17 protein-coding genes are annotated in these 22,362 nt (G+C 45.0%); 4 read left to right on the top strand and 13 right to left on the bottom strand.

Annotated elements, in window-relative coordinates:
- The 10 genes from K5Q99_RS11595 to K5Q99_RS11550 all read right to left on the bottom strand — a co-directional run.
- Window positions 1–358, bottom strand: a 358-nt coding sequence (locus K5Q99_RS11595; RefSeq protein ID WP_220776957.1) for a restriction endonuclease subunit S, incomplete at its 3' end; no start/stop codon positions are given.
- Window positions 355–1,962 carry a type I restriction-modification system subunit M gene (locus K5Q99_RS11590; RefSeq protein ID WP_220776956.1) on the bottom strand — a complete coding sequence of 536 codons (1,608 nt, stop codon included), beginning with the start codon at window positions 1,960–1,962 and terminating at the stop codon, window positions 355–357. The genes K5Q99_RS11590 and K5Q99_RS11595, both read right to left, overlap by 4 nt.
- A 291-nt stretch (window positions 1,963–2,253) precedes the next feature.
- Window positions 2,254–4,497 carry an AAA family ATPase gene (locus K5Q99_RS11585; RefSeq protein ID WP_220776955.1) on the bottom strand — a complete coding sequence of 748 codons (2,244 nt, stop codon included), beginning with the start codon at window positions 4,495–4,497 and terminating at the stop codon, window positions 2,254–2,256.
- A complete protein-coding gene (locus K5Q99_RS11580) occupies window positions 4,494–4,922 on the bottom strand; it encodes a VPA1267 family protein (RefSeq protein WP_220776954.1) in 429 nt (142 codons plus the stop codon). Before K5Q99_RS11580 ends, K5Q99_RS11585 begins: the two co-directional genes overlap by 4 nt.
- Window positions 4,919–5,335 (bottom strand): hypothetical protein, encoded by a 417-nt coding sequence (locus K5Q99_RS11575; RefSeq protein WP_220776953.1) that lies wholly within the window; start codon window positions 5,333–5,335, stop codon window positions 4,919–4,921. Before K5Q99_RS11575 ends, K5Q99_RS11580 begins: the two co-directional genes overlap by 4 nt.
- Window positions 5,328–7,418, bottom strand: a complete 2,091-nt coding sequence (locus K5Q99_RS11570; protein WP_220776952.1) for a hypothetical protein — start codon at window positions 7,416–7,418, stop codon at window positions 5,328–5,330. The genes K5Q99_RS11575 and K5Q99_RS11570 overlap by 8 nt, the downstream gene beginning before the upstream one ends.
- Window positions 7,419–8,948 carry a site-specific integrase gene (locus K5Q99_RS11565; RefSeq protein ID WP_220776951.1) on the bottom strand — a complete coding sequence of 510 codons (1,530 nt, stop codon included), beginning with the start codon at window positions 8,946–8,948 and terminating at the stop codon, window positions 7,419–7,421.
- A gap of 1 nt (window position 8,949) precedes the next feature.
- Window positions 8,950–10,245 carry a tyrosine-type recombinase/integrase gene (locus K5Q99_RS11560; protein ID WP_220776950.1) on the bottom strand — a complete coding sequence of 432 codons (1,296 nt, stop codon included), beginning with the start codon at window positions 10,243–10,245 and terminating at the stop codon, window positions 8,950–8,952.
- A gap of 141 nt (window positions 10,246–10,386) precedes the next feature.
- Window positions 10,387–11,091 (bottom strand): single-stranded DNA-binding protein, encoded by a 705-nt coding sequence (gene ssb, locus K5Q99_RS11555; RefSeq protein ID WP_006083192.1) that lies wholly within the window; start codon window positions 11,089–11,091, stop codon window positions 10,387–10,389.
- 109 nt (window positions 11,092–11,200) lie between these two features.
- Window positions 11,201–12,568 (bottom strand): MFS transporter, encoded by a 1,368-nt coding sequence (locus tag K5Q99_RS11550; RefSeq protein ID WP_106649354.1) that lies wholly within the window; start codon window positions 12,566–12,568, stop codon window positions 11,201–11,203.
- A gap of 415 nt (window positions 12,569–12,983) precedes the next feature.
- Between K5Q99_RS11550 and uvrA the strand changes: the two genes are divergently transcribed.
- From uvrA to K5Q99_RS11535, 3 genes are all read left to right on the top strand, one after another.
- Window positions 12,984–15,866, top strand: coding sequence for an excinuclease ABC subunit UvrA (gene uvrA, locus K5Q99_RS11545; protein ID WP_220776949.1), 2,883 nt, complete (start codon window positions 12,984–12,986; stop codon window positions 15,864–15,866).
- Window positions 15,867–16,048: 182 nt separating this feature from the next.
- Complete coding sequence (locus K5Q99_RS11540) at window positions 16,049–17,218, top strand: M28 family peptidase (protein ID WP_220776948.1); 1,170 nt, start codon at window positions 16,049–16,051, stop codon at window positions 17,216–17,218.
- 195 nt (window positions 17,219–17,413) lie between these two features.
- Window positions 17,414–19,321, top strand: coding sequence for a DEAD/DEAH box helicase (locus K5Q99_RS11535; RefSeq protein ID WP_220776947.1), 1,908 nt, complete (start codon window positions 17,414–17,416; stop codon window positions 19,319–19,321).
- Window positions 19,322–19,466: 145 nt separating this feature from the next.
- Here K5Q99_RS11535 and K5Q99_RS11530 read toward each other — a convergent pair whose 3' ends face one another.
- Complete coding sequence (locus K5Q99_RS11530; RefSeq protein ID WP_106649350.1) at window positions 19,467–19,991, bottom strand: type II secretion system protein; 525 nt, start codon at window positions 19,989–19,991, stop codon at window positions 19,467–19,469.
- 216 nt (window positions 19,992–20,207) lie between these two features.
- On the opposite strand from K5Q99_RS11530, the gene K5Q99_RS11525 reads away from it, so the two are divergent.
- On the top strand, window positions 20,208–20,579 hold the full coding sequence (locus K5Q99_RS11525) for a DUF6677 family protein (protein WP_220776946.1): 372 nt from the start codon (window positions 20,208–20,210) through the stop codon (window positions 20,577–20,579).
- On the opposite strand, the gene K5Q99_RS11520 is transcribed toward K5Q99_RS11525, so the two are convergent.
- Both K5Q99_RS11520 and K5Q99_RS11515 read right to left on the bottom strand, forming a co-directional pair.
- Window positions 20,576–21,190 carry an HAD family hydrolase gene (locus tag K5Q99_RS11520; protein ID WP_220776945.1) on the bottom strand — a complete coding sequence of 205 codons (615 nt, stop codon included), beginning with the start codon at window positions 21,188–21,190 and terminating at the stop codon, window positions 20,576–20,578. The two genes, K5Q99_RS11525 and K5Q99_RS11520, sit on opposite strands and share 4 nt — an antisense overlap.
- A gap of 31 nt (window positions 21,191–21,221) precedes the next feature.
- A complete protein-coding gene (locus K5Q99_RS11515; RefSeq protein ID WP_220591923.1) occupies window positions 21,222–22,196 on the bottom strand; it encodes a DMT family transporter in 975 nt (324 codons plus the stop codon).
- Window positions 22,197–22,362: the final 166 nt, after the last annotated feature.

Raw genomic sequence — 22,362 nt, 5'->3', positions numbered from 1 at the left:
CATCTAATGTGTTTTTAAGTGTTCTACAAAAATAATAAACATATAAGGGAGATGCCAATGCTTCATTAACAACTAAGCTGTTTATTTGTTGATTGGTAACAACTGGTTTTGATGATATCCCTACCTTCCCTAAAGAACCAATACAACAGACCATTACAGAATTAGCCGGAATAAGACGCGAAACTTTGGCTCCTTTATCTGTTAAAGTTTGCTTAGCGGTATTTACATATCCCAAATCTAATTCACCAGGAGTGACAAACGGAATGTCACCATTAAAAAAACTGTCATCAGCTTTGCTCGGTGTGTTGCCGGTTACAACTTCGGCAATTGAGGCTAAAGTAACTAAAGGCCAACTCACAACAATTTCTCCAACTCTTGCACACCCTTTGCCATCTGCTCTTGTAGTGTTTTAATCCGACCTAAAATGACTTTTGGTGAGTCGTATTGCACTTCCTCATACACCACTTGCTTGTATTTATTCAGGCTTAAATCGCAATCATTGGCGGTAATCCTTGCCACTGGCACCATAAAGCTTTGTTCGGTGGTTTTGCGGCTGTGTTCTGGGCTGGTAAGGTTGGGTGTGCCATCGGGATTAGTTAAGCTTAAGTAACGGCCAATAATATCGGCGATGTTGCTTTGTTCGTGGGTCGCTTCTGTACCGTCTTTTACCAGCGGAGTACGCTTATCATCCAGCGAGTAACCATCGGCCTGCATATCATAAAACCACACCTTGTCGGTGCCGCCTGAATTGGTTTTAGTAAAGATTAAAATGGCGGTGCTGACACCGGCATAAGGCTTAAACACCCCGGATGGCAGTGAAATCACCGCGTCGAGCTTTTGCTCGTTGACGATTTTCTCGCGAATGCTTTTGTGGGATTTAGTTGAGCCGAATAATACGCCGTCAGGCACGATAACCGCTGCGCGGCCACCGACTTTTAGCATGCGTAAAATCAGCGCTAAAAACAGTAATTCAGACTTTTCGGTTGGGCCCTTGGCTTTGACTTCAACTTGGGTTTCAACGCCGTTTTCATCGATTTCAGTTTTGTACTTTACGGCGGCTTTTTTAGCGGCAGGGTTTTTACCTAAGGCGCGCAGTAAGTCAGGGGCGACGATGTCAAAGTCAACCGAGCCTTTAAACGGCGGGTTAGCTAAAATTAAGTTGTAAGCCTCGCTGATATTGGTATCGCCTTGGTCTTGTAAGCTGTCGCGATACAATACGCTTGGGTTTTCAATGCCGTGCAGTAGCATGTTCATCGCCCCAATGCGCAACATGCTTTTGTCAAAGTCGAAACCAGTAAACATGGCATTGTTCACATGTTTGCGGTTTTCTGGCTTGTTGACCTCTTGCTTGTAGTTGTTTTCAACGTATTCAAGCGCCGCCATTAAAAAGCCGCAGGTGCCAGATGATGGGTCACAAATGGTGTCGCCCAGCTTTGGCTGCATTAACTCAACCATCATTTGAATGATGTTGCGTGGGGTACGGAACTGGCCATTAACGCCCGATTGCTGCAACTTGCTGAGTAGGTATTCGTATAAGTCGCCTTTGGTGTCTTTGTCGTCCATGTTGATGGCGCTAAGCAGTTGTACCACTTGGTCGAGCAACTTAGCTGAAGGGATCATGAAAATGGCGTCTTTCATGTGCTCGGCAAAGCTGCCTTCATTGTGCAAGGTTTTGATTTTAGGAAACACCTGATTTTGGACTATGTCCATCATCACGTTAGGGTCTTTATCTTTAAAGTTGTTCCAGCGCAGCGCTTGCTCGTCAGGGCCAAAGGTTGGGTTAGCAACAGGAATGCCAGTGGCTTGTGCGCGGCGTTCAGCGGTGCGCTGTAGCTCGTCTAAACGGCGAATAAATAACAGATAAGAGATTTGTTCAATTACCGAGATAGGATTGGCGACACCGCCGGTCCAAAACATCGTCCACACTTGGTCTATTTGATTACGTATTTTGCCTGTTAACATTGATTCTCTCTTGGGCTTTGGCGTGGCGTGTTGATAAGTCCACGTAAAAATGTACTTAGGTGTTACGCCATGGGGCTTAACACTTTTATTTGCTTATAAACGCTATCATATAAGGCTTATTAAGCTTAGGTAAACGTTTAAAACCATATTGGTCAAATATTAGTAAGTTATGGTTTTAATTTATGTTTTGGCTAATGCTTTTGGTTGATAGTTTGTCTCGTCAAAATGAAGAACAAGGCGGTTAATCGCACTTATAATATCGATTCTTGTTTGAAATGTGGTTTGTTGTTTCTATTCATTCTCTAATTGTACGGCCAATGCAATTCGCTCCCGTAAAAATGTTTTTCGGTTGAGTGCTATTGAGCCGCGCCTCATGGCTTGCTCTACCACAGTCTGGCATCCCATTAAAACAAGCCTTTCACTCGGTCTGGTTGATGCTGTATATAGTAAAGTTTGATCTATCATTCGTTCCGCTTCTTGAGGAAGCATGACAAAGCACGTTGGCCATTGTGAACCTTGTGATTTATGAATAGTGATGGCATAACCTAGCTGAAGTTTTGCAAGCACATCAACGGTGAGGTTTATCGATACGTGATTTACTTCAATAACGCCGACTGCACCATTTTCATCTTGTTGCTCAAACACTTCAGTAACAATACCTAAGTCACCATTTCGCAGATCTGCGCCCTCATCGTAATTATTGGCGATAACCAGAATTGGATCACCTAACAAAATTTTGGTTCCTGTCGATGTAACCCAAGGGATCCAACCTCTTGAAGCATCTTGGAAATAGATTGCTTTTCTGGCATGGCCAACAGATGCTTGAAGCTCAATATTTAGATTATCGACGCCAAACTCACCTTTTCTAACTGGTGATAAAACAATGCTTTGTTCAATACCACCTGACTCTCGCCAAAGTGTTATCAACCTGCTTACTGAGGGATTTTTTTCAATAGAGCAATCGCTACTTTCACTCAGTGTATTTTTAGTATCCTGAGGGTTCAGCAATACTCGATTTCTAACTGAAGTAGCAAAACTGTGTATGCAGCTATCAGCACTTTGACGTTTTACTTGGGACAAATTGAAGAATGGAATTTGTGTATCTGTTAATGCCTGGAATACTAATCCATTACCCACAGGCGGTAGTTGAGACGTATCACCCACAAAAATTAGCCTTGTAGCATCGGGCAATATCCCGATTAGACGATACATCGACAACAAATCAACCATTGATGACTCATCAATAATTAGCAATATTTGTTCAGGTAGCTTGGGCTTGTTATCGCCTACATGCTCTCCAACAAACTTGGCAATGGTTGAGGCAGGCCTTTGTGTACTTTCCGCCATACGCTGAGCGGCGCGCCCTGCTAGCGCAACCTGATAGCACTGCAAGCCCTCAGACACTCGATCATATACTCCTAAAATGGCTTTAAGTATTGTCGTTTTTCCTGTGCCGGCTCCGCCAGATATACCGCAGATAGGTGATAAAACGGCCCCAACTATAGCATTTCGTTGATCAACTGTTAGTTCAAAATCCAACGTGGTTTCGTACTCTGCCAATGCAGAAAACACTAGAGCGCTTGATAAGCCAGTCTCCCAGGACGCTAATAATGAACCGTCGCCCTTTTTTCGTTGATGTGCATCAACAAAAAACTGAGCGACAGACGCCTCCATCAACGCTTTACCATAAACCTGGTAGCCACTACTCACCTGAACTAAAAATCCTTGTTCACAAGCAATGTCACCAATATTTTCAGGTGGATTAGATTTCATTAGCTTGCTGTATTCTTTAATCAGCTCTACTTGAGTAATTACAGTGGAACCTGTTTTATTTGCATAATTAATAGCTGCATGCTGAGTAATTCCAGCCACAACAACTTCATCTTCCAAGGTGAAGCCAAGCTTATTTGCTAATTTTGAGACCTGATCAAATGAAGCTCCCATTGCTACTAATAAAAACGGGTGCTCTTTGACTTTATCTATCGCGTACTCGCCAAAAATTGCGACTAACTTTTCACCGAACCCTAAAGGTAAACACTGCTCTTCAAGCCAGTTAATCGTGTTATAAAGAGCTGAGCTAGGCCAGTTGTCCAATAAATCTCTTACACGAGATTCTGTCATACCCGCAATGTTTAGCAGTGCTTGTTTATCTTGTTGAATAATTAGCTGAGTAAGCTGTTTATTTCTTACTAGTCGATTAGCGATGACACTGCCAATTCCTTTAATATTACTGCTTATCCAACGAGATAAAATCCTACCTGATGGTTTCAGGAACTTAATATTGGCAGCATCTATTGTGTATTCACTCAACGAAAAGTCATTTACTAAGAAATGATTAAGTCGCTCTTTACCTGATACCTCCCACAAGCTGCCTATTGTAGCGGTATCTTTAGCATGCTCGGGGAACTTAACGACCGTTGTTTTATCACGTTTTTTTATTGAACCATCAACGTTGATCAAATCAACTGTTGCGTATGAGTTTGATCGTTGTTTTTTGACTTGAATGATTTGGCGTAGATGGATAACTTCATTCATATCTTGAATCCTGCCGCTCCAGCTTGGACCAGGTTCTGCTGTTTTTTAAATTTGGTCAGTTCACGCTGAAGCTGCCGATTCTCAGCTTCTAATTCAACTATTCGCTGTGTAAGAGCATTATTGCTCATTGACACCATATTAGTTTGCTTTTCAGCTCTTTCTCGTGCGGCTTCATGAGACTTTTTATCTTCATCAATTTTCCGAAACCAATAGCTATCAGCTTCTTCAATAAGTGTTCTGACGGCTTTATTTTGGGTGCATACTGACTTAGCAAAGCCAAGCTCCTCAGCCAAAACTCTACGATTAACTTTGCCGCTATATTCATACTCATCCCAATCTCGAGCGGCGTTTCGTTCATTAATCCACGCTTGTACTAACTTGAGATTTTCTTGAGCAATTTGTTGCCCACTCTTGCCTTTGATCATCGTCTATCAACCTCTGGAAGAGGCTTGTCCAACCGTTGATTAAGCACTTTCATATCGACATTGGGCATCATGTAAGCGTTATGTTGCCAGCGCACAAATTGCTCTAATAAACTTTCGTTTTGCTTCTCTAGACGTTCAACTTTAGCTTCAAGAATAGAAATCTGCTCCTTTGCAAACTCAAGAGTGACATCCTTTTCGGTACTATTTAACTGCTCCTTTAAGCTATCTTTCCTATTATTAAAGGCTTCTACTAGAGCAGGATATGAGAGCAGCGTATGTCGACTGACACTCTCTTCTCCTAGGACTTTTGCAAGCTGTGCCGCAAAACTATTCCACGTTAACTTTCCTGACCATTTATCAAGTTCATGTAATGCTACAGGCAGTGTTTTTTCTGTGATTATCTTTTTAGGCATTTTCGATCCCCAGCAACATTGCTACCGTTGACTCTTCAACAAGATCTTGACTGCTAACCTTTATGTCAAAATCTTTTTGTTCTAGCGCTCGTTTTACTGGGCTTGGATCATGCTCAGGCGGGATCCATAAGATTGCACCTTCTGGTGTATCTTCTGATTCAAGTCGCTCACGTTGTGTACGAATATGTGCTAGCTTCCAGCCCAAATGTGAAACCCATCTGTCAGCACCAAATTCACCATCAGCGTCATCTTCTATAGCTTTATTGAATTGAGATTCGACTTTTTCTTCTAAACTTATAATGCGTTCAAGTGTTTTTGGCATCCCTTTGATGCAAACGTGCTCTTTACATGTCATACACTCACCACCTTTTGTGCATGGCGACATGGCATAATCATGAACACACATTCCATATTCTGTCACATCTGCTATACCGATTCGATTTACACCTAAGTCTTTATAACTGACTGGCAAATTCAACTTTATGGCCTCTAATGCTGTAGGCCTTTCATTAAACTCAACAATACTCCTCACTTGCTGTTCACGTTCATCCTTTGTACGTAAATCATAGTGACGATTATCATTGATTCGAGCTCGACCAGCCCATCTGGCAAGCTGCCATGCATCCATTCCTCCCCGTTCGGCATTAGTTGATAACCAAACTCGAATTTGGTGAGACGTTAGACGAATATCTGAACCGTCTTCATCCTTAAAACCCATACGTTGAAACAAGGTTTCTGGTGGATTTTTAAGTTTATCCCTGACGGCTAATTGAGCATTTAATTCATTTACACTTGGCAGCCGCCATGAAAATTCTCTGACTTTAAATTCTTTGTGAAATTCACGATCACGTATTAAGACTAAAGATTCCCAAATAGGACGCTTGATGGATGTAAGATTAGGCCAATCACTGTTTTGATACTCTGAAGCTACAAATCCCGCTAGATCTCTATATGTCGGCTCACCATTTGCTAGTAATGATTGCACCCACTTGCTTTCGTGCGCGCCAACAGTCTGCCAAGCTGACGCATTGCTAAAATTAATCGTTTTGCTCTCCATTCTCGATATTGTATCGTCACTAAAACTCATGGCATGTGCAAATTGATAAGCATTTAATGGTGTGTTCTCCCCGAAATCATTTGAAGTACAACAGCGATTATGTCGCATAAAAATATCTGGATTATCGTAAGAAAACTTTGCAGCTTCTCTTGCTTGCTTTCCTATTCCAATCAGCCTTTTATAGGCTTCAATCACTGTTTCCTCTAATACTTTTGGTACCCATTTAACAGTGAAACCAAAGCCTTTTTCGCCATACCATCTAACACCAAGTGCTCCATTTTCGCCTCGGTGCAAACAGTCAACTGTTAGCTCTGCCAGCTCACCCGCTCTACCAGGTGCAAACATCAATAAAGTAATAACACTAGACCAATACTTATCCTCTACGGTTTCTGTATTTGCAAAACAATCGGCAAGTGCAAGCATCTGATGCATACTTGGGCAACGAGTATCTTGCCATTTACGAGATTCCTTATCGGTTCGCTCAGCTTTTGCAGCAACCTTAGGCCACGGGTTTTTCCATGATTGAAGAGCGGGAACAAATCGCTTATCTCTGATAAAGTTGAGCAATATTTCAACTTGATAACCTACTTTATTTCTTCGGTCTTTGTTGGTAACTCGTTTCTTAATTAATGCTTCTAATTCACCAATAACTAAGCCATCAGTTTGTAGGACATTGGTAACACCATGAACCTCACTTAAGGCATCATGTAACATCCGAAGTGCCACCATTTTATTCGTTACACTTGATACGGCTTTTATACTCTGGTTGTATCGAATATAGGCTTTAGCGAAAGATAAATAAGGCTCGTTTAACGGATCAAAGTTGGCAGGGTTAGACTTTTCTCTATACTTTGAGAAAGTCATGGCAATATAACGGTTTTTTTGTTTATGTTGCCAATTATTATTTTGCCAGCCACCTTGATCTTCATAGAGAGTTAGATTATTTCTACAGTGCTCAATAAAATTTTCTAAATTTTTCTGTGCAGCTATCTCATTTTTTGGTTGAAAATGAATAATATTAGCCATTTACAAATCCCCCTCAGATGAAGCCTGCTTGCACATTATAATAACTTGTTGGACGGCCAATAAAAGTCGATCTGTAGATTGGATAACGTTTTTTGAGACACTAAGTTCTTGCTGTTTTTTTCTTTCCGCAAGGATTTCATTAAGCACTTCTTCGTGAGGTGCTTCTAACCATGGTTGAAAACTAGAACAGGTATAACAAGCTCGATATCCAGAGGCACAAAAAGCGTAAGTTCCACAGTTACCAACATTATCAGACTTACCATTTTTAACTCGACTATTAGGATCATTTGCTCTAACAGCATCACGCTCTGATGCAATGAGCTTTCCAGCAAAAGCTTGAGCGAGTGTAGCCAGCATTGGAGCCATGATTTCATCAATTTGCTTAGCCGTTTCTTCTGTATTTTCGCAGTAAATGCCAACTTGCTGTGTATCTGATTGATCGAGCGCAGCAGCTAAAGATACCCCTCTTATGCCTCTTCGTGCCAAATTTGTCGCTTTGGTATATCTAAAACGAGAGGCTGTAAAGTTAATGTAATCACCTGTTCGCTCAGAGTAGGCTGTATTTTTAACCGATACCTCACGTAATATTTCTTGAGCTGATTTAGCTGTCATATGTAAATAATCAGGAGTTTTAGTCAGTATTGACTTTAATGCCTCAATACCAGTTAACTCATCGACTCTAGGTTCCTCCAAAAATATTGGAATCTGCTCACGCAATGTCGATGGTAGTGTTGTACCTAATTGGGACTCTACATATTGAATTGATTTGTTACGCTGATTATGGAGAAGAAGATACAGATCTTCATTAATTGGTAATGGAGTAAATTGCCCACGGAATTGTGTATCATGCTGTTTAGCTCTGGGACAGTTAATAACATAATCATTGCCGTTTTCATCTTCCCGAACGACCAAATCAACTGAACGCAGTGCGCGAATTTGTACGTATCTTCGTCCTGTCAAAGCTAATGACATAAAGCAACTATACTCTTTTAAATTTAACAAGCTTTCCGTGAATGCATTAGAGGCCCAGTCTATTAACGCGCCAAGCTCGTTGTGAGTCAAAGGGCCAGAGTATGGACAAGCCCCCTTAACAGCATTGCCTTTGGGATTGCCTTTTAATATAAGTTCTTCTAAGTAATCTGCAACCTCACTGGTAATACCTTTGAAGCCCCACTCGTACCAAGCAAGCAAGAAACCTTTAAGTGCCCCTAACTTGTATTCTGTTTCAGAATCGAACGATGCTCGATAATTGGTTAAACTCTGCAATGTAACTTTGCCATCGTTTGTTGCTTTTATATAAGCATTAAAACGGTGAAACATACTATAAGTATGCATAGCTGATAATTCTTCTGCATATCGACACAAGGCTCTTCTAAAACTCAATGCTGTATCTTTATCTATATCAGCTAAATACTTGAAGTTAATCACTGTTGAGCCATCCAGCCTCCACTCAGAACCGAAGAAATCAAATGGGTAGCCACTTTTAGTTGTGTGCAAGCTTCCTAAGCTGGCACTGTGTTTTAATTGCATACTACTTATCCTTCTTTGCTCGCTTAGCCCAATGATCCATATCTTCTTTCATAACTCTGTCGGCTTCCTCTCTAATATGCCTCAAGTTGTATGTTTCAGCCGTTTTATCGGAACTCCAACCATTTAACTCCTTACGGATTTGAATTTCCTTTTTTTCATTAATTGGTTGAATATCAGGATTTTCTTTAGCAGCCTTGTTAACAGCATCAATTTTTTTTGAGAGCTTGTAATTAAAATTGTGACGAAAACCATGCCTTGTAATATCTTCAAGTAGTTCGGGATAAATAGCTATTGCAGGCTTTAACACTCGGTTGACAAAAGTGCTGTTAGAAATTGGTTTACCATGATGTTCACCATATTTGTGTGTTACAAACAAAAAAGGATGTTTTCTAGCTGATGGTATGTTGGATCGCTTATCCATTATGTATTCACGTAGCCTGTTTGTTATGACTTTATTTACCGGTATTACGCGCTCATTTGTTTTTGCTACAGGTTGTTTTTTACGTGGATCTTCAATCGCATCATGTCTGCGAACAACTGATATAGTCCCTTTTTGGAAATCTATATCTCGAATCTGCAATGCTAGTATTTCACCAGCTCTCATCCCGGTTGCTTCCATGACCTCAAAAATTATTGCATTACGGAATTTAACATCTTCACTTTTAAATGGATTATCTGGTGAAGATTCTCTTGTAATACTTAATATCCTTTCAAACGCTTTTGGTGGCGGTGCTTTTGTGTTTGGATCAGCAGCGAGCCCCTTCCCTTTACTACCTTTGGGTTTATTGGCTAGTAATGATTTACTCATAGATTCAATATCATTTGAAACTTTTTCTTCGATCAGCTGAGTTTTAAGAATGGTTCGAGCAGTAAAGCATAGAAAGGCAGCAATCTGAGTTAATCGGTTTGCTGCATGATTATTAGAAACTCTTTGAATTGGTGTAACGCTTGCCGTTGAAGCAGAAGCAAACTTAACAACATTTTTTTCTGATGACTTAAGCCACTTCTTTAAGCTTCTTGTATCTAAAATGCAGTGATCACGTATTGAATAGATATCTTCATCAGTTAACAACTTGCCTTGATGAAATTCACCTACTAGATCTCGATTATTAATACTTTCCCACAATTGTAAATGAACCAAGTGGGCAAGAGAGTTTGAAATTGCAGATTGAGTATGCGTTGTTCTTAACTTTTCAGTAACGTACAAAGTTACCCAATAATTAGGCACCCCACCCTCTTCAATCAGGATTGGATAACGCTCACCATTACTAAAAATAAGATCTCTAATTTTCGACATATGATGCACCTATTATCTACACATATTTATGTATAATTCCTAGGATAATTTTTGTCAACACATTTTAATGATAAAAACAAAAAAGGCCTGTATAAACAGACCTATTCTAGCTTTAATCAACATTTACTATTTATGTATTCCTCAAAACGGGATATCGTCGTCCCAGCCATCATCCAAATCTGGAGTGAAGTTTTGCTGTGGTTGTGGTGCTGGACGTTGTGCCGGTGCGGCTGGCGCTTGATAAGCTGGCGCTGGAGCGGCTTGTGGCTTAGGCGCATAACCACCTTGTTGTGGTTGAGCTTGTTGTTGTCCATATTGCTGCTGAGCAGGTGCTGGCGCAGCATACTGTTGCTGAGCAGGCGCTTGGTAAGCAGGTGCAGCTTGAGGGGCTGGCGCATATTGATTTTGCGCTGGTGCCGCTTGTTGTGGTGCAGATTGATAACCTGCGTTTTGTGGCATGCCGCCGCCCATTGGCGCGCCTTGTGCTTGGCCACCTTGACCACGGCTACCTAGCATTTGCATGCTACCGCTTTGATCGATAACCACTTCAGTGCTGTAACGGTCTTGACCGCTTTGGTCTTTCCACTTACGAGTTTGCAGTTTACCTTCAAGGTAAACCTGTGAACCTTTACGCAGGTATTCACCGGTAATTTCAGCTAATTTGCCGAACAGAACCACACGGTGCCATTCAGTACGCTCTTGCTGTTGACCTTGTTGGTCTTTCCACGATTCGCTGGTCGCTACTGTGATGTTTGCGACTGCATTACCGTTTGGCATATAACGCACTTCTGGATCTTGTCCCAAATTGCCAACCAAAATTACCTTGTTAACACCACGACTGGCCATTGAAATCTCCTGCGATTCTTTAAATAATCTATTAATTCAGTATGTTGTTTATCTGTGTCGCCATAGAGGAAAATCAGCTTCCCCAAATACCACACGGCAGACCCAGATATTATTGAGCAGAGCCTAACACAGCTCGTGCTTCTCTTAAATCGAAATGCTCATCAACCTTTAAGTAGGCGACTTTCTCGTCCAGCACGACGATCGCTTCGACGACCCCCATCAGTTGCGATAACTGTGCCGCCATATCCCGCGCTTGCGCCTTGTCTTTGACTTCGGCTTCTAAGGTGTAACTCTTTAACAGCACGGGATTTTGCATACCTAATGTCAGGAATAACCAAATAGACATTAAGATCACGGCAACGATAAACACCCCAACCGCGCCCACTAATTGGAAGGCGCCACCGCCCAGCATACCACCACAAAAGGCCCCTAAAAACTGGCTAGTGGAATACACGCCCATGGCCGAGCCTTTTTCACCGACGGGGCAAAATTTGGCAATCAAACTGGGCAATGAGGCTTCTAAATAGTTAAAGCCAGTGAAAAACAGCACTACGGCAAAGCTCAACACCCATAAGTTGTTAGAGAATGCCGCCATCGCCAGCAGCGCCACTATCATGATCACTAAGGCGATTTGGAACATAGCTTTAGTATTCTTACGTTTAACCCCTATGATGATTAACGGCACCATCAAGAAAAACGCGCCCACAAAAGCAGGGAAATACAGCATCCAGTGTTTTTCTTTGACTAAACCGGCATCCACCAGATCCAGTGGCAAGGCCACGAATACCGCGGTTAACACTAAATGCAGAATAAAAATCCCCGCATCGAGTCTAAAAAGTTGGGGATCGGTCAACATACGCTTGAGTCTGGCAGGCGTGGCTAACGTGTCACCCTTAGGCGCGTGGGAAATCGGATTCGGCACTAAAAATTGCACGATCAACATGCCCGTCACAGCGAGAATCGCCGTGAGGAAGAACAAGCCTGATAAGCCAACATGTTGCGCCACAATCGGGCCGACCAGTAAGGACAGCGCAAAAGAGCCGCCAATACACATACCAATAATCGCCATGACCTTAGTACGCTGTTCGTCGCGGGTTAAATCCGCCGCCAGTGCTAACACGGCTGCGGCAATCGCGCCCATGCCCTGCACTGCACGACCAAACACCACGCCGTAAATCGAATCGGCGTTGGCGGCAATCAAGCTACCAATGGCAAACAGCACCAGACCGATAAGGATAATCGGCTTGCGACCATATTTGTCAGATAAAATCCCCATGGGGATTTGCAGCACAGCTTGAGTCAGACCGTAGGCGCCGATAGCAATACCGACCCACAGCGGCGAGAAGCCTTCTAAATGCTGACCATAAAGTGCAAAGACGGGCATGATCATAAACAAGCCCATCATGCGTAAACCAAATACACTGGCTAAAGAAAACGCGACTTTTTTCTCAGTACCCGAAAGTCCGTTGTTACCCATGATTTTGCCCTGGATTGAAGTCTTTTAAGGGGCGCATGTTACCACACCCAAAAGGATTTGCTCAAAAGGAAATAGTGGCCTAAACCACTGCCTGTACCGTTAACTTTTATCCCGATTATCACAGACCTATATTGGCCGCGCTCGGATTAACATGTTTATTTTTCTGCCCTATTTAACGCTCAGGCACAGGGAAACGAGTCTAACATAGTGTTCACATTTGTCCTGTGAGTCAGTACGCAACAAGTGGATTAATCTTAGTTAATCCACTCGGTACATCACTGCCGCTATCTGCAAGGTGATTAAAAGCCAGTGCCAGCCCTAGGATTGGTGCAGATCACAGAATCAACTAAACTCAGCCGCGGAACTGTGCGATACTTGTGCTCATTTTTTTAAGCATATGGCATTAGAGCGATAGATGGATAAGATTGAAATACGCGGCGCACGCACCCACAATCTCAAGAATATCAACCTGACTATCCCAAGGGATAAACTGATTGTCATCACGGGCTTATCGGGATCTGGCAAATCCTCCCTTGCTTTCGATACTTTATATGCCGAGGGCCAGCGACGTTACGTCGAGTCCTTGTCAGCCTATGCTCGCCAATTTTTGAGTTTGATGGAAAAGCCCGATGTGGACCATATTGAAGGCTTAAGCCCTGCGATATCCATAGAGCAAAAATCCACTTCCCATAACCCACGTTCAACCGTGGGCACAATTACCGAAATTTACGATTACCTACGCTTGATGTTTGCCCGCGTGGGTGAGCCGCGCTGTCCGACGCACAATCAACCTTTGGCGGCGCAAACCGTTAGCCAAATGGTCGATAAAGTATTGGAAATGCCCCAAGACAGCCGCTTAATGCTGCTTGCGCCTGTGGTCAACGCCCGTAAGGGTGAACACGTTAAATTGCTCGAAGGTCTATCGGCGCAGGGTTATATCCGTGCGCGTATCGACGGTGAAGTGTGTGACTTAACCGATCCACCGACCTTAGATTTACACGTTAAACACACGATTGAAGTGGTCGTCGACCGTTTTAAAGTGCGTGACGATATTAAGCAACGCTTAGCTGAATCCTTTGAAACCGCACTGGAACTCTCCGGCGGCATCGCGACCGTCGCCACCATGGATGACGACACAGGTACTGGTAAAGCAAAAAGTGAAGAGCTGATCTTCTCGGCCAACTTTGCCTGCCCGCACTGCGGTTATTCGATGGCGGAATTAGAGCCAAGGATCTTCTCCTTTAACAATCCAGCCGGCGCGTGCCAAACCTGTGATGGTTTAGGGGTACAACAATTTTTCGATCCTGAGCGCGTGATCAGCAACACCGAGCTGTCACTGGCGGGCGGTGCGATCCGCGGCTGGGATAGGCGCAATTTCTATTATTTCCAAATGCTTAGCTCACTCGCCGAACACTATAAGTTCGATGTCGAAGTGCCCTATGAGCAGCTCAGCGAAAAAGTCCGCAAAATCGTCCTGTACGGATCAGGCAAAGATAGCATTGCCTTTAAGTACATCAATGATCGCGGTGATGTGGTGGTGCGTAATCACCCCTTCGAAGGCATTCTCAACAACATGGACAGACGCTATCGCGAAACCGAAAGCAACTCGGTACGTGATGAATTAGCCAAGTTTATCAACACCCAAGCCTGCCAAAGCTGTGGTGGTTCGCGTCTGCGCGAAGAAGCCCGTAACGTATTTTTAGGCGATATCAATCTGCCGCAACTCACCACTTGGTCGATTGGCGAAGCCTTAGACTACTTTGAGAAGGTCGAATTTAGTGGCCAAAAGGCGCAGATCGCCGAGAAGATTTTAAAAGAAATCCGCGATCGCTTAGGTTTCCTCGTCAACGTGGGCCTCAATTATTTGAGCCTATCGCGCTCGGCAGAAACCCTCTCCGGCGGTGAAGCCCAACGGATTCGACTCGCCAGCCAAATCGGGGCCGGACTCGTCGGCGTGATGTATGTGCTCGACGAACCTTCAATCGGCCTGCATCAAAGGGATAACGAACGTCTGCTACAAACCCTGATCCACCTGCGGGATTTGGGCAACACTGTGATTGTGGTTGAGCATGACGAAGATGCGATCCGCATGGCGGATCACGTGATCGACATTGGCCCTGGCGCTGGCGTACACGGCGGTGAAGTGATTTGCGACGGCCCGATTGAGAAAATCATCGCCTGTGAAGAGTCTGTCACTGGCCAATATATTTCCGGTAAGCGCAGCATTCATATTGATACGCCGCGTATTCCGTTCGACAAAACTCAAGTGATTGAGTTATTTGGCGCACGCGGCAACAACCTGCGCAATGTGGATTTAACCATTCCCATTGGTTTATTCACTTGTGTGACGGGCGTGTCGGGTTCGGGTAAATCAACCTTAATCAACGATACCTTCTTCAAGATCGCCCATAGAATGCTCAACGGGGCGACAGTGGATGAGCCATCACCCTATGACCGTATTGAAGGCATGGAGCAGTGCGACAAAGTGGTCGATATCGACCAAAGCCCGATTGGTCGCACGCCGCGCTCGAATCCTGCCACTTATACTGGCATCTTCACCCCAATTCGCGAAATTTTTGCCGGAACCCAAGAGTCACGCACGCGCGGTTATCAGGTCGGCCGCTTCTCCTTTAACGTTAAAGGTGGTCGCTGCGAGGCTTGCCAAGGCGACGGCTTGATCAAGGTCGAAATGCACTTCCTCCCCGATGTGTATGTGCCCTGCGATTCCTGTAAAGGTAAGCGCTATAACCGCGAAACCTTAGAAGTACGCTATAAAGGCAAGAATATTCACGAAGTACTGCAGATGACAGTGGAAGATGCGCGCACTTTCTTCGATGCCGTACCTGCCATTGCCCGTAAGCTGCAAACCTTGATGGATGTGGGTTTATCCTATGTACGCCTCGGCCAAAGCGCGACCACCCTTTCAGGCGGTGAAGCCCAAAGGGTGAAACTTGCTAAAGAGCTGTCTAAGCGTGATACGGGTAAGACCTTGTATATCTTGGATGAACCGACCACGGGCTTACATTTTGCCGATATTCAATTGCTGCTCGACGTGTTGCATCGTCTTAAATCCCACGGCAACACGATTGTGGTGATTGAGCATAATCTGGACGTGATCAAAACCGCGGACTGGATTATCGACTTAGGCCCAGAAGGCGGCGGTGGCGGCGGGATGATTTTAGCCACAGGCACGCCGGAAGACGTCGCCGAGCATCCAACCTCCCATACGGCACGCTTCTTAAAGCCACTGCTGGAACGGGATATTGAAATGGCAAAGGCCAATCAAGCCAAGGCTTGAGTTTCGAGCCCTTGGTCTGAGTAGAATAGAAGCGCAGTCGCATAAGCACTGCGCTTTTTTTTAGCTCAGCAATCCAATATGCTTAAGCTATCGCATACATAGAGATCTCATTGAATTAGAATCGGATTTAGGCAAAGATGATATTCATCTTCTGGCGAAGGCTTCAGCGATAAGGAATGTCCATGCGTGATAGCACTCAGTCCCCAGTGACCCACCTTATGTTACCGAGGCAACATCAATCACTTTTAAATAAAAAACTAAGCGAAATAAACCTCAGTGACATAAACCTAAGCCCATCGACTCAATTCAACCACAGTCGCATCGGTCAGCTGCTCGCCAAGTTCACGTTCATGCACTTTATAAGAGATCAATTCCAAAGACTTGGCTTATTAGCACTGGCCTGCTTTGTTGCAACGACTCTCACTGGCTGCGCCAGTTCACCCGAAACCTGTGCGCGTACTGAGCTTAAGCTCACTTGGGCCGACCCCTTAGAGTTACAAGCGATTGTCACAAGATTAAGCTCAGATGAATTTGAAGGCCGCAAAACCCAAACTCCAGGCGCAGAAAAAAGTCGTGACTATATAAAGCAGCAATTTCAGGAGCTAGGTTTACAGCCTTGGGGAGCAGACTTTATCGTGCCCTTTGAATATCAAACCTTCTTCACCCAAGAAAATGGCGCCAACGTGGTCGCCACCGCCATGGCGACAGAGCCGACGAATCGATGGCGTATTATCGTCGCCCACTACGATCACTTAGGCATGAGCGGCAGCAAGATTTACCACGGCGCCGATGATAACGCCTCCGGCGTCGCCGCTATGCTGGCGATTGCCAAACATTGGCAGCAGCAATTTGCCCTACAACCCAATACCTTGCCTAAGGTGAATCTGATGTTTGTCGCAACCGATGCCGAGGAACCTGGGCTCTATGGCAGCATAGCCTTGGTCGAACAACTCAAAACCCGCCTGCCAGAAGCGACTTTTGAGCTGATGTTGAATTTAGATATGGTGAGTCACCCCGGCAGGCCCTATGCGATTTATCTCGAAGGCAGTCGAAACTTCACTCAGTTCACTCAATTTAAACCTCTACTGAATCAACAGAACCGACTGTGCATTAAGCTCTCCCACCCCAAACCCGTTGGCCGTAGCATACAAAGTACCGATTGGCTGCGGGCATCGGATCACTATTCCTTCCACAAAGCTAATATCCCTTGGTTGTATTTTGGCGTGCCGACCCATCCCCAATATCACACCCCTGAAGATACCGTCGCGACAATCGACATCACTTTTCTTGCGGCAGTGACTGAGTCAGCATTTGAGTTACTTCAATTAAATGCCGAATATTTAAAGAATTAATGGGAAGTGGCGCGTTTCTTGCTCAGTTTTAGCGAAAAAAATGCAGAAAACAGGTTAAATAGCGTGACTCTGATTGGTAAAGTGGCGTCCATGCTGCTATAATCCGTCGTTCGCGGGAAATCGACACGGGGTTGATTTTCTGTCTGTGAAACTATTAGCGCCATTTCGCGCGCGCATCCACAAGGCTACAACCCAATGTCATCCGATGAAAGAACTTTCCGTGAACTCGGCTTATCCGAGAATTTGTTGCGTGCTCTTGACGAGCTAGGTTATGAAAAACCAACGCCAATCCAGTCAGCCAGTATCGACCCACTTATGGCTGGCAAAGATATTTTAGGTCAAGCGCAAACAGGTACAGGTAAAACTGGCGCCTTCGCTTTACCACTACTAAACAAAGTGACCAGCCAAACCACGCCGCAGATTTTAGTATTAGCGCCAACACGTGAGTTAGCGGTTCAGGTTGCTGAAGCGTTCAGCAGCTATGCCAAATTTATGAAGAATTTCCACGTACTGCCAATTTACGGCGGTCAAAGCATGCAACAACAGTTGAATGCCCTGAAACGTGGTCCACAAGTTATCGTGGGTACGCCTGGTCGTGTTATGGACCACATGCGTCGCGGTACTTTGAAACTCGACTCATTAAAAGCACTCGTGCTCGATGAAGCCGATGAAATGTTAAAAATGGGCTTCATCGATGATATCGAATGGATCCTTGAGCACACGCCAAGCGAGCGCCAACTGGCGTTATTCTCTGCCACTATGCCAGAGCAAATTAAGCGTGTTGCAAACCAACACTTACGCAGCCCAGTGCATGTTCGTATTGAATCAAGCCAAACAACGGTTGAGTCAATTGAGCAGCGTTTCGTGCAAGTATCACAGCACAACAAACTCGAAGCTTTAGTACGCGTATTAGAAGTTGAAAACACTGAAGGTGTAATCATATTCGTGCGTACTCGTAACTCATGTGTTGAGTTAGCCGAGAAGTTAGAAGCCCGCGGTTATGCTTCATCACCACTACATGGTGACATGAACCAGCAAGCCCGTGAGCGTGCAGTTGACCAACTGAAACGTGGCAAGTTAGACATACTGATCGCGACTGACGTTGCGGCCCGTGGTCTTGACGTTGAGCGTATCGGTCACGTTGTGAACTACGACATTCCGTATGATGCCGAAGCTTATGTACACCGTATTGGCCGTACTGGCCGTGCTGGCCGTACTGGTATGGCGATCCTGTTTGTGACAAGCCGTGAAATGCGCATGCTGCGCACGATCGAGCGTTCAACTAACAGCCGCATTTCTCCAATGAAAATCCCAAGCCCAGAGACTGTTGCAGAACGTCGTCTATCTCGTTTAGGTGAGCAATTGGCTGAAACAATCAGTGGCGATTTAGATTTCATGAAAGAAGCTGTTGCGCAATTATGCCAACAGTTAGAAGTCGATAGCGATCTGCTAGCTGCAGCATTATTACAGCAAGTTCAGCAAGAACGTCCACTGCAATTACCTGTGATTCAAGAACGTGTTCGTGATGAACGCAGTGAGCGCACTGAACGTAGCGACCGCGGCAGTGATCGTAATGACCGTGGTGGTGAGCGTGGCGAACGCAGAAGCCGCGAACCGCGTCCAATGCCAGCCAGCTTAGGCTCAGCTGAAGCGTTGAAAGACAACCCAGATTTGAAAATGTGCCGTTACGTCATCGACGTAGGTCGTGAGAATGGTGTAGGTGTGGGTAACATCGTTGGTGCTATCGCGAACGAAGCTAACATCGACAGCCGTTACATTGGCGCAATCCAACTTTACGATGCAGTGACCACTGTTGACCTGCCAGACGGCATGCCAAAAGACGTGTTACAGCACCTACGTAAAGTACGTGTTTGTGGCAAGCCATTGAACATCCGTGAAGCTGGCGATCAAGTATTTGTTGATTCAGGCCGTAGCGCGCGTTCAGACCGCCCTGCTGGTGACCGTAAACCACGTGGTGACCGCCCAGCGGGTGATCGTAAGCCTCGCGCAGCATCTACGGGTGACAAGCCATTTGCTGACCGCAAACCTCGTGCAGACAAACCTGCCGGTGAGCGTAAGCCACGTAAACCACGTGAAGACTAATCTAGCTTAAGCTAGAGACTAAAAAAGGAGCCTAGGCTCCTTTTTTGTTGGCTTGAAATCAGTAATCTGTCTCTAACAAAGAGAGCCTACGACCATTCACAACATGAATACAGGCCTCAGATAACGAATTTGCTAACAGCTAAAACTAGCATCCATCGGTCTCGAATAAAAACGAATGTCCAGTTGAGGTATGGTGATATTCGGCATAGCACTGGCCAGCAGTTAAATCTCCCGTTCCATAACCTAATCGCGAATAGTCATTATCTTCAAATGCTTGTATATCACCGTAATCAGCCTGCCTTCTGGTATTATTTTTAGTCTGTTGTTTAGGCACGCCTAAATCCATAAAAGTCTCTAAGAAATACAAATTAGGTGACGTTGATTCACTCTTAGTTTCAGGAAAGCCTGCATAGAATTGATAATCACCGTATTGGGTCGCGATAGTAACATCGTCGCCAGTGGTGTTAACGATTTGCGCTTTCATATGCAGCATCTTGGTCATATCTTGCATCTGCCCCAAGTACCCTTTGACGGCATTCACTTTGGCATCTCTTTGCAAGTTCATAAATTTAGGGGCGGCGATAACAGCCAAAATACCTAAAATAATGATCACGACGACCAATTCAATTAAGGTAAACCCTTGAACACGTTTATTTAATGATATCTGCATTTTATTCCTTTTCCTCCAGAAGCTGCCATGCAAGCAGCGGAAGAATACGCTCAGTGTAGACTGATGTTAATAGATAAACGACGAATAGGCAGCGCAAAGACGCAATTTAAACAAAACAGGCTCCTTAATAAGCAGCCATGGCTCAAGATTGACTATCATGCTTATTCGCTTAACAATGTCACCCAAACGCTAAGCGTTCCCTTTGAGAGTTTCCCCATGAAAAAAGCCCTAACCGCTGGACTATTATCCGCCTTCGTCGCCCCTGGCAGCGGCCATTTTTATCTGCAACATAAACGCAGTGCCCTAGTGTTTTTTGTGCTGGCAATACTGAGTCTCGGCCTGTTGCTGCAACAAGTCATGCAAGTGGCGCAGCTTATCTCGCTGGATATTCAAACTGGTGTTTTGCCGCTGGATATGGGCATGATTGCAGCCGAAGTGACGAAACAAACCACGGCAACCATTCGTGATGGTGCAGACAAGCTGATGTACGGATTTATCCTCTGCTGGCTGATTGCCTTATTGGATAGTGTACGCTTAGGGCTAAAGCAAGATAAACAAGATGCAGTCACAGCCCCACACAATGCCTAGTCACCCACTGTCCACGCTTCGATAAAGCTATGGTAGCAAGCCACTAGCATGTCGGCGTCGTGGGCATAATCGGGAATATCCTCAGGACAATAGAGAGCACAGCGGCTACCCGCATTACGCGCAGTTTGCAGATCAAACAAATAATCGCCCACATATAAGATATCTGCGGGGGCGAGTTGCCACTGCTGGCAAATAAGGTGAATGCCTTCGGGATGCGGCTTAGGCTGCGCGTCGTAGCGCGTTAACACCAATTCGATATCTATGCCGAGCTTATCGATAGTGATTTGCGCCGCTTCTGGCATATTGCGGGTCAAAATAGCCAAGGGCAGTGACTTGGCCCGTAGGCATTCGATAAGCTCACGCGCGCCATCAATCCAACTGGCCTTGAGTGAACTTTGTCTTTCGTACTCATGGACAATGTCTAACGCCTTAGCCCGTGCTTCATCCGTACTGAGACTCTCGACATGGGCCAAGATATCCGTACCAGAATGAATCCCCAACTCACGCCGTAGCCCTGCAAAATCGGGATTAGAATGCGCTAAGGTGCCGTCGAGATCGAAGATGACCCCACGGATATCCTTAAGTTTTAAATCGCTAAGTCTGGTGATCACTGGCCTTTCCCATTAGGTGAAAATGTACGCCTTAGACAATCTGCAAACGCTTCGCCTGACGATTGCGATACAGTGGCAGTAATTGTACCACCATCACAGACACAATAATGACGCCAATCCCCAGCAGAGATAATCCATCTAATTCATCTGCATGGAAGACTTCTGGCCACCAGCCAATGCTCACTACCAAAGCAGTGGCACTAAAGCTAAATACTGGCGTTAGGGCCAACATGGCACTCACCTGTGCCGTCGGCCAGTACTTCATCGACTGCCCAAAACAGCCATAGGCGATCAAGGTATTGGCGGCGCAAAACAGCGCAATCTGCCACTCGAAGCTGTCCATACTGGCAAACTGACTAAAGTCGCTAAAGGGAGCCATTACGAAAATACCTAAACCATAGATCACTAAAAGCACGTTCGCGGGCGATAAACGATTCAATAAGGATTTTTGCAACAAGGCATAACTAGTCCACGACAACGCCGAGAACTGAATGATCATCACCCCAATCCAAACCTGATGATTATTGGCGCCAGATAAATCCAAATACGGATGGAAAAACATCAACATGCCTAAGGCCAGTGTCGCAAAACAACTGAGCTGCACCGCATTCAGCCGTTCCTTAAAAAACAGCACGCCACCGAAGGCAAGGAAAAAGGGCGAAGTCTGGAAATTCAGCTGGGCAGCACCCGGCGCGAGATAATCGAGTGAGTAAACAAAAGACACATAATTGAGCATCAAGAAGATGCCCGCAAGCACTAATCTTAACCAGACTTTAGCATCGAGCGCCGCAAATTGCTTAAGGCTGCCCGCGCTCCATTGGATTAGTATGCTGACCACAAGCGCAACCAAAAAACGAAACCAAGTCAAAGTGACAGGATCAATAAAAGCCCCCGAAAGCTTCAAGGCTATGGGTAACATACCCCAAAATACAATCGCAACTGAGATGAAGAGCAGCCCGAGTTGAGCATGATTATTTGCCGAAGGGGCGTTATGGCTAAGGTTCACGGAGATATCCAGTAGAGACCGCAAAATGGAGCGTCATTCTGGCACTGAGTCAGCGCAATATCTAGCGGCACATCATGGAAACATTCGCGTTAGATTGGATACTTTAGCTGACACTGATGTTGAGCAAATTTCAGCATCTTACAATAATTGGAATATTGGCCGCACT

It is taken from the genome of Shewanella hafniensis, assembly GCF_019655335.1.
GTDB lineage: Bacteria > Pseudomonadota > Gammaproteobacteria > Enterobacterales > Shewanellaceae > Shewanella > Shewanella hafniensis.
Note: the sequence above shows the minus strand (reverse complement) of the source record. Positions and strands in the feature narration are given on the sequence as shown.

Coding starts and splice junctions, on each gene's coding strand:
- K5Q99_RS11590 (WP_220776956.1), bottom strand. CDS start 1,962: ATGTTAACAGGCAAAATACGTAATCAAATAGACCAAGTGTGGACGATG.
- K5Q99_RS11585 (WP_220776955.1), bottom strand. CDS start 4,497: ATGAATGAAGTTATCCATCTACGCCAAATCATTCAAGTCAAAAAACAA.
- K5Q99_RS11580 (WP_220776954.1), bottom strand. CDS start 4,922: ATGATCAAAGGCAAGAGTGGGCAACAAATTGCTCAAGAAAATCTCAAG.
- K5Q99_RS11575 (WP_220776953.1), bottom strand. CDS start 5,335: ATGCCTAAAAAGATAATCACAGAAAAAACACTGCCTGTAGCATTACAT.
- K5Q99_RS11570 (WP_220776952.1), bottom strand. CDS start 7,418: ATGGCTAATATTATTCATTTTCAACCAAAAAATGAGATAGCTGCACAG.
- K5Q99_RS11565 (WP_220776951.1), bottom strand. CDS start 8,948: ATGCAATTAAAACACAGTGCCAGCTTAGGAAGCTTGCACACAACTAAA.
- K5Q99_RS11560 (WP_220776950.1), bottom strand. CDS start 10,245: ATGTCGAAAATTAGAGATCTTATTTTTAGTAATGGTGAGCGTTATCCA.
- ssb (WP_006083192.1), bottom strand. CDS start 11,091: ATGGCCAGTCGTGGTGTTAACAAGGTAATTTTGGTTGGCAATTTGGGA.
- K5Q99_RS11550 (WP_106649354.1), bottom strand. CDS start 12,568: ATGGGTAACAACGGACTTTCGGGTACTGAGAAAAAAGTCGCGTTTTCT.
- uvrA (WP_220776949.1), top strand. CDS start 12,984: ATGGATAAGATTGAAATACGCGGCGCACGCACCCACAATCTCAAGAAT.
- K5Q99_RS11540 (WP_220776948.1), top strand. CDS start 16,049: ATGCGTGATAGCACTCAGTCCCCAGTGACCCACCTTATGTTACCGAGG.
- K5Q99_RS11535 (WP_220776947.1), top strand. CDS start 17,414: ATGTCATCCGATGAAAGAACTTTCCGTGAACTCGGCTTATCCGAGAAT.
- K5Q99_RS11530 (WP_106649350.1), bottom strand. CDS start 19,991: ATGCAGATATCATTAAATAAACGTGTTCAAGGGTTTACCTTAATTGAA.
- K5Q99_RS11525 (WP_220776946.1), top strand. CDS start 20,208: ATGAAAAAAGCCCTAACCGCTGGACTATTATCCGCCTTCGTCGCCCCT.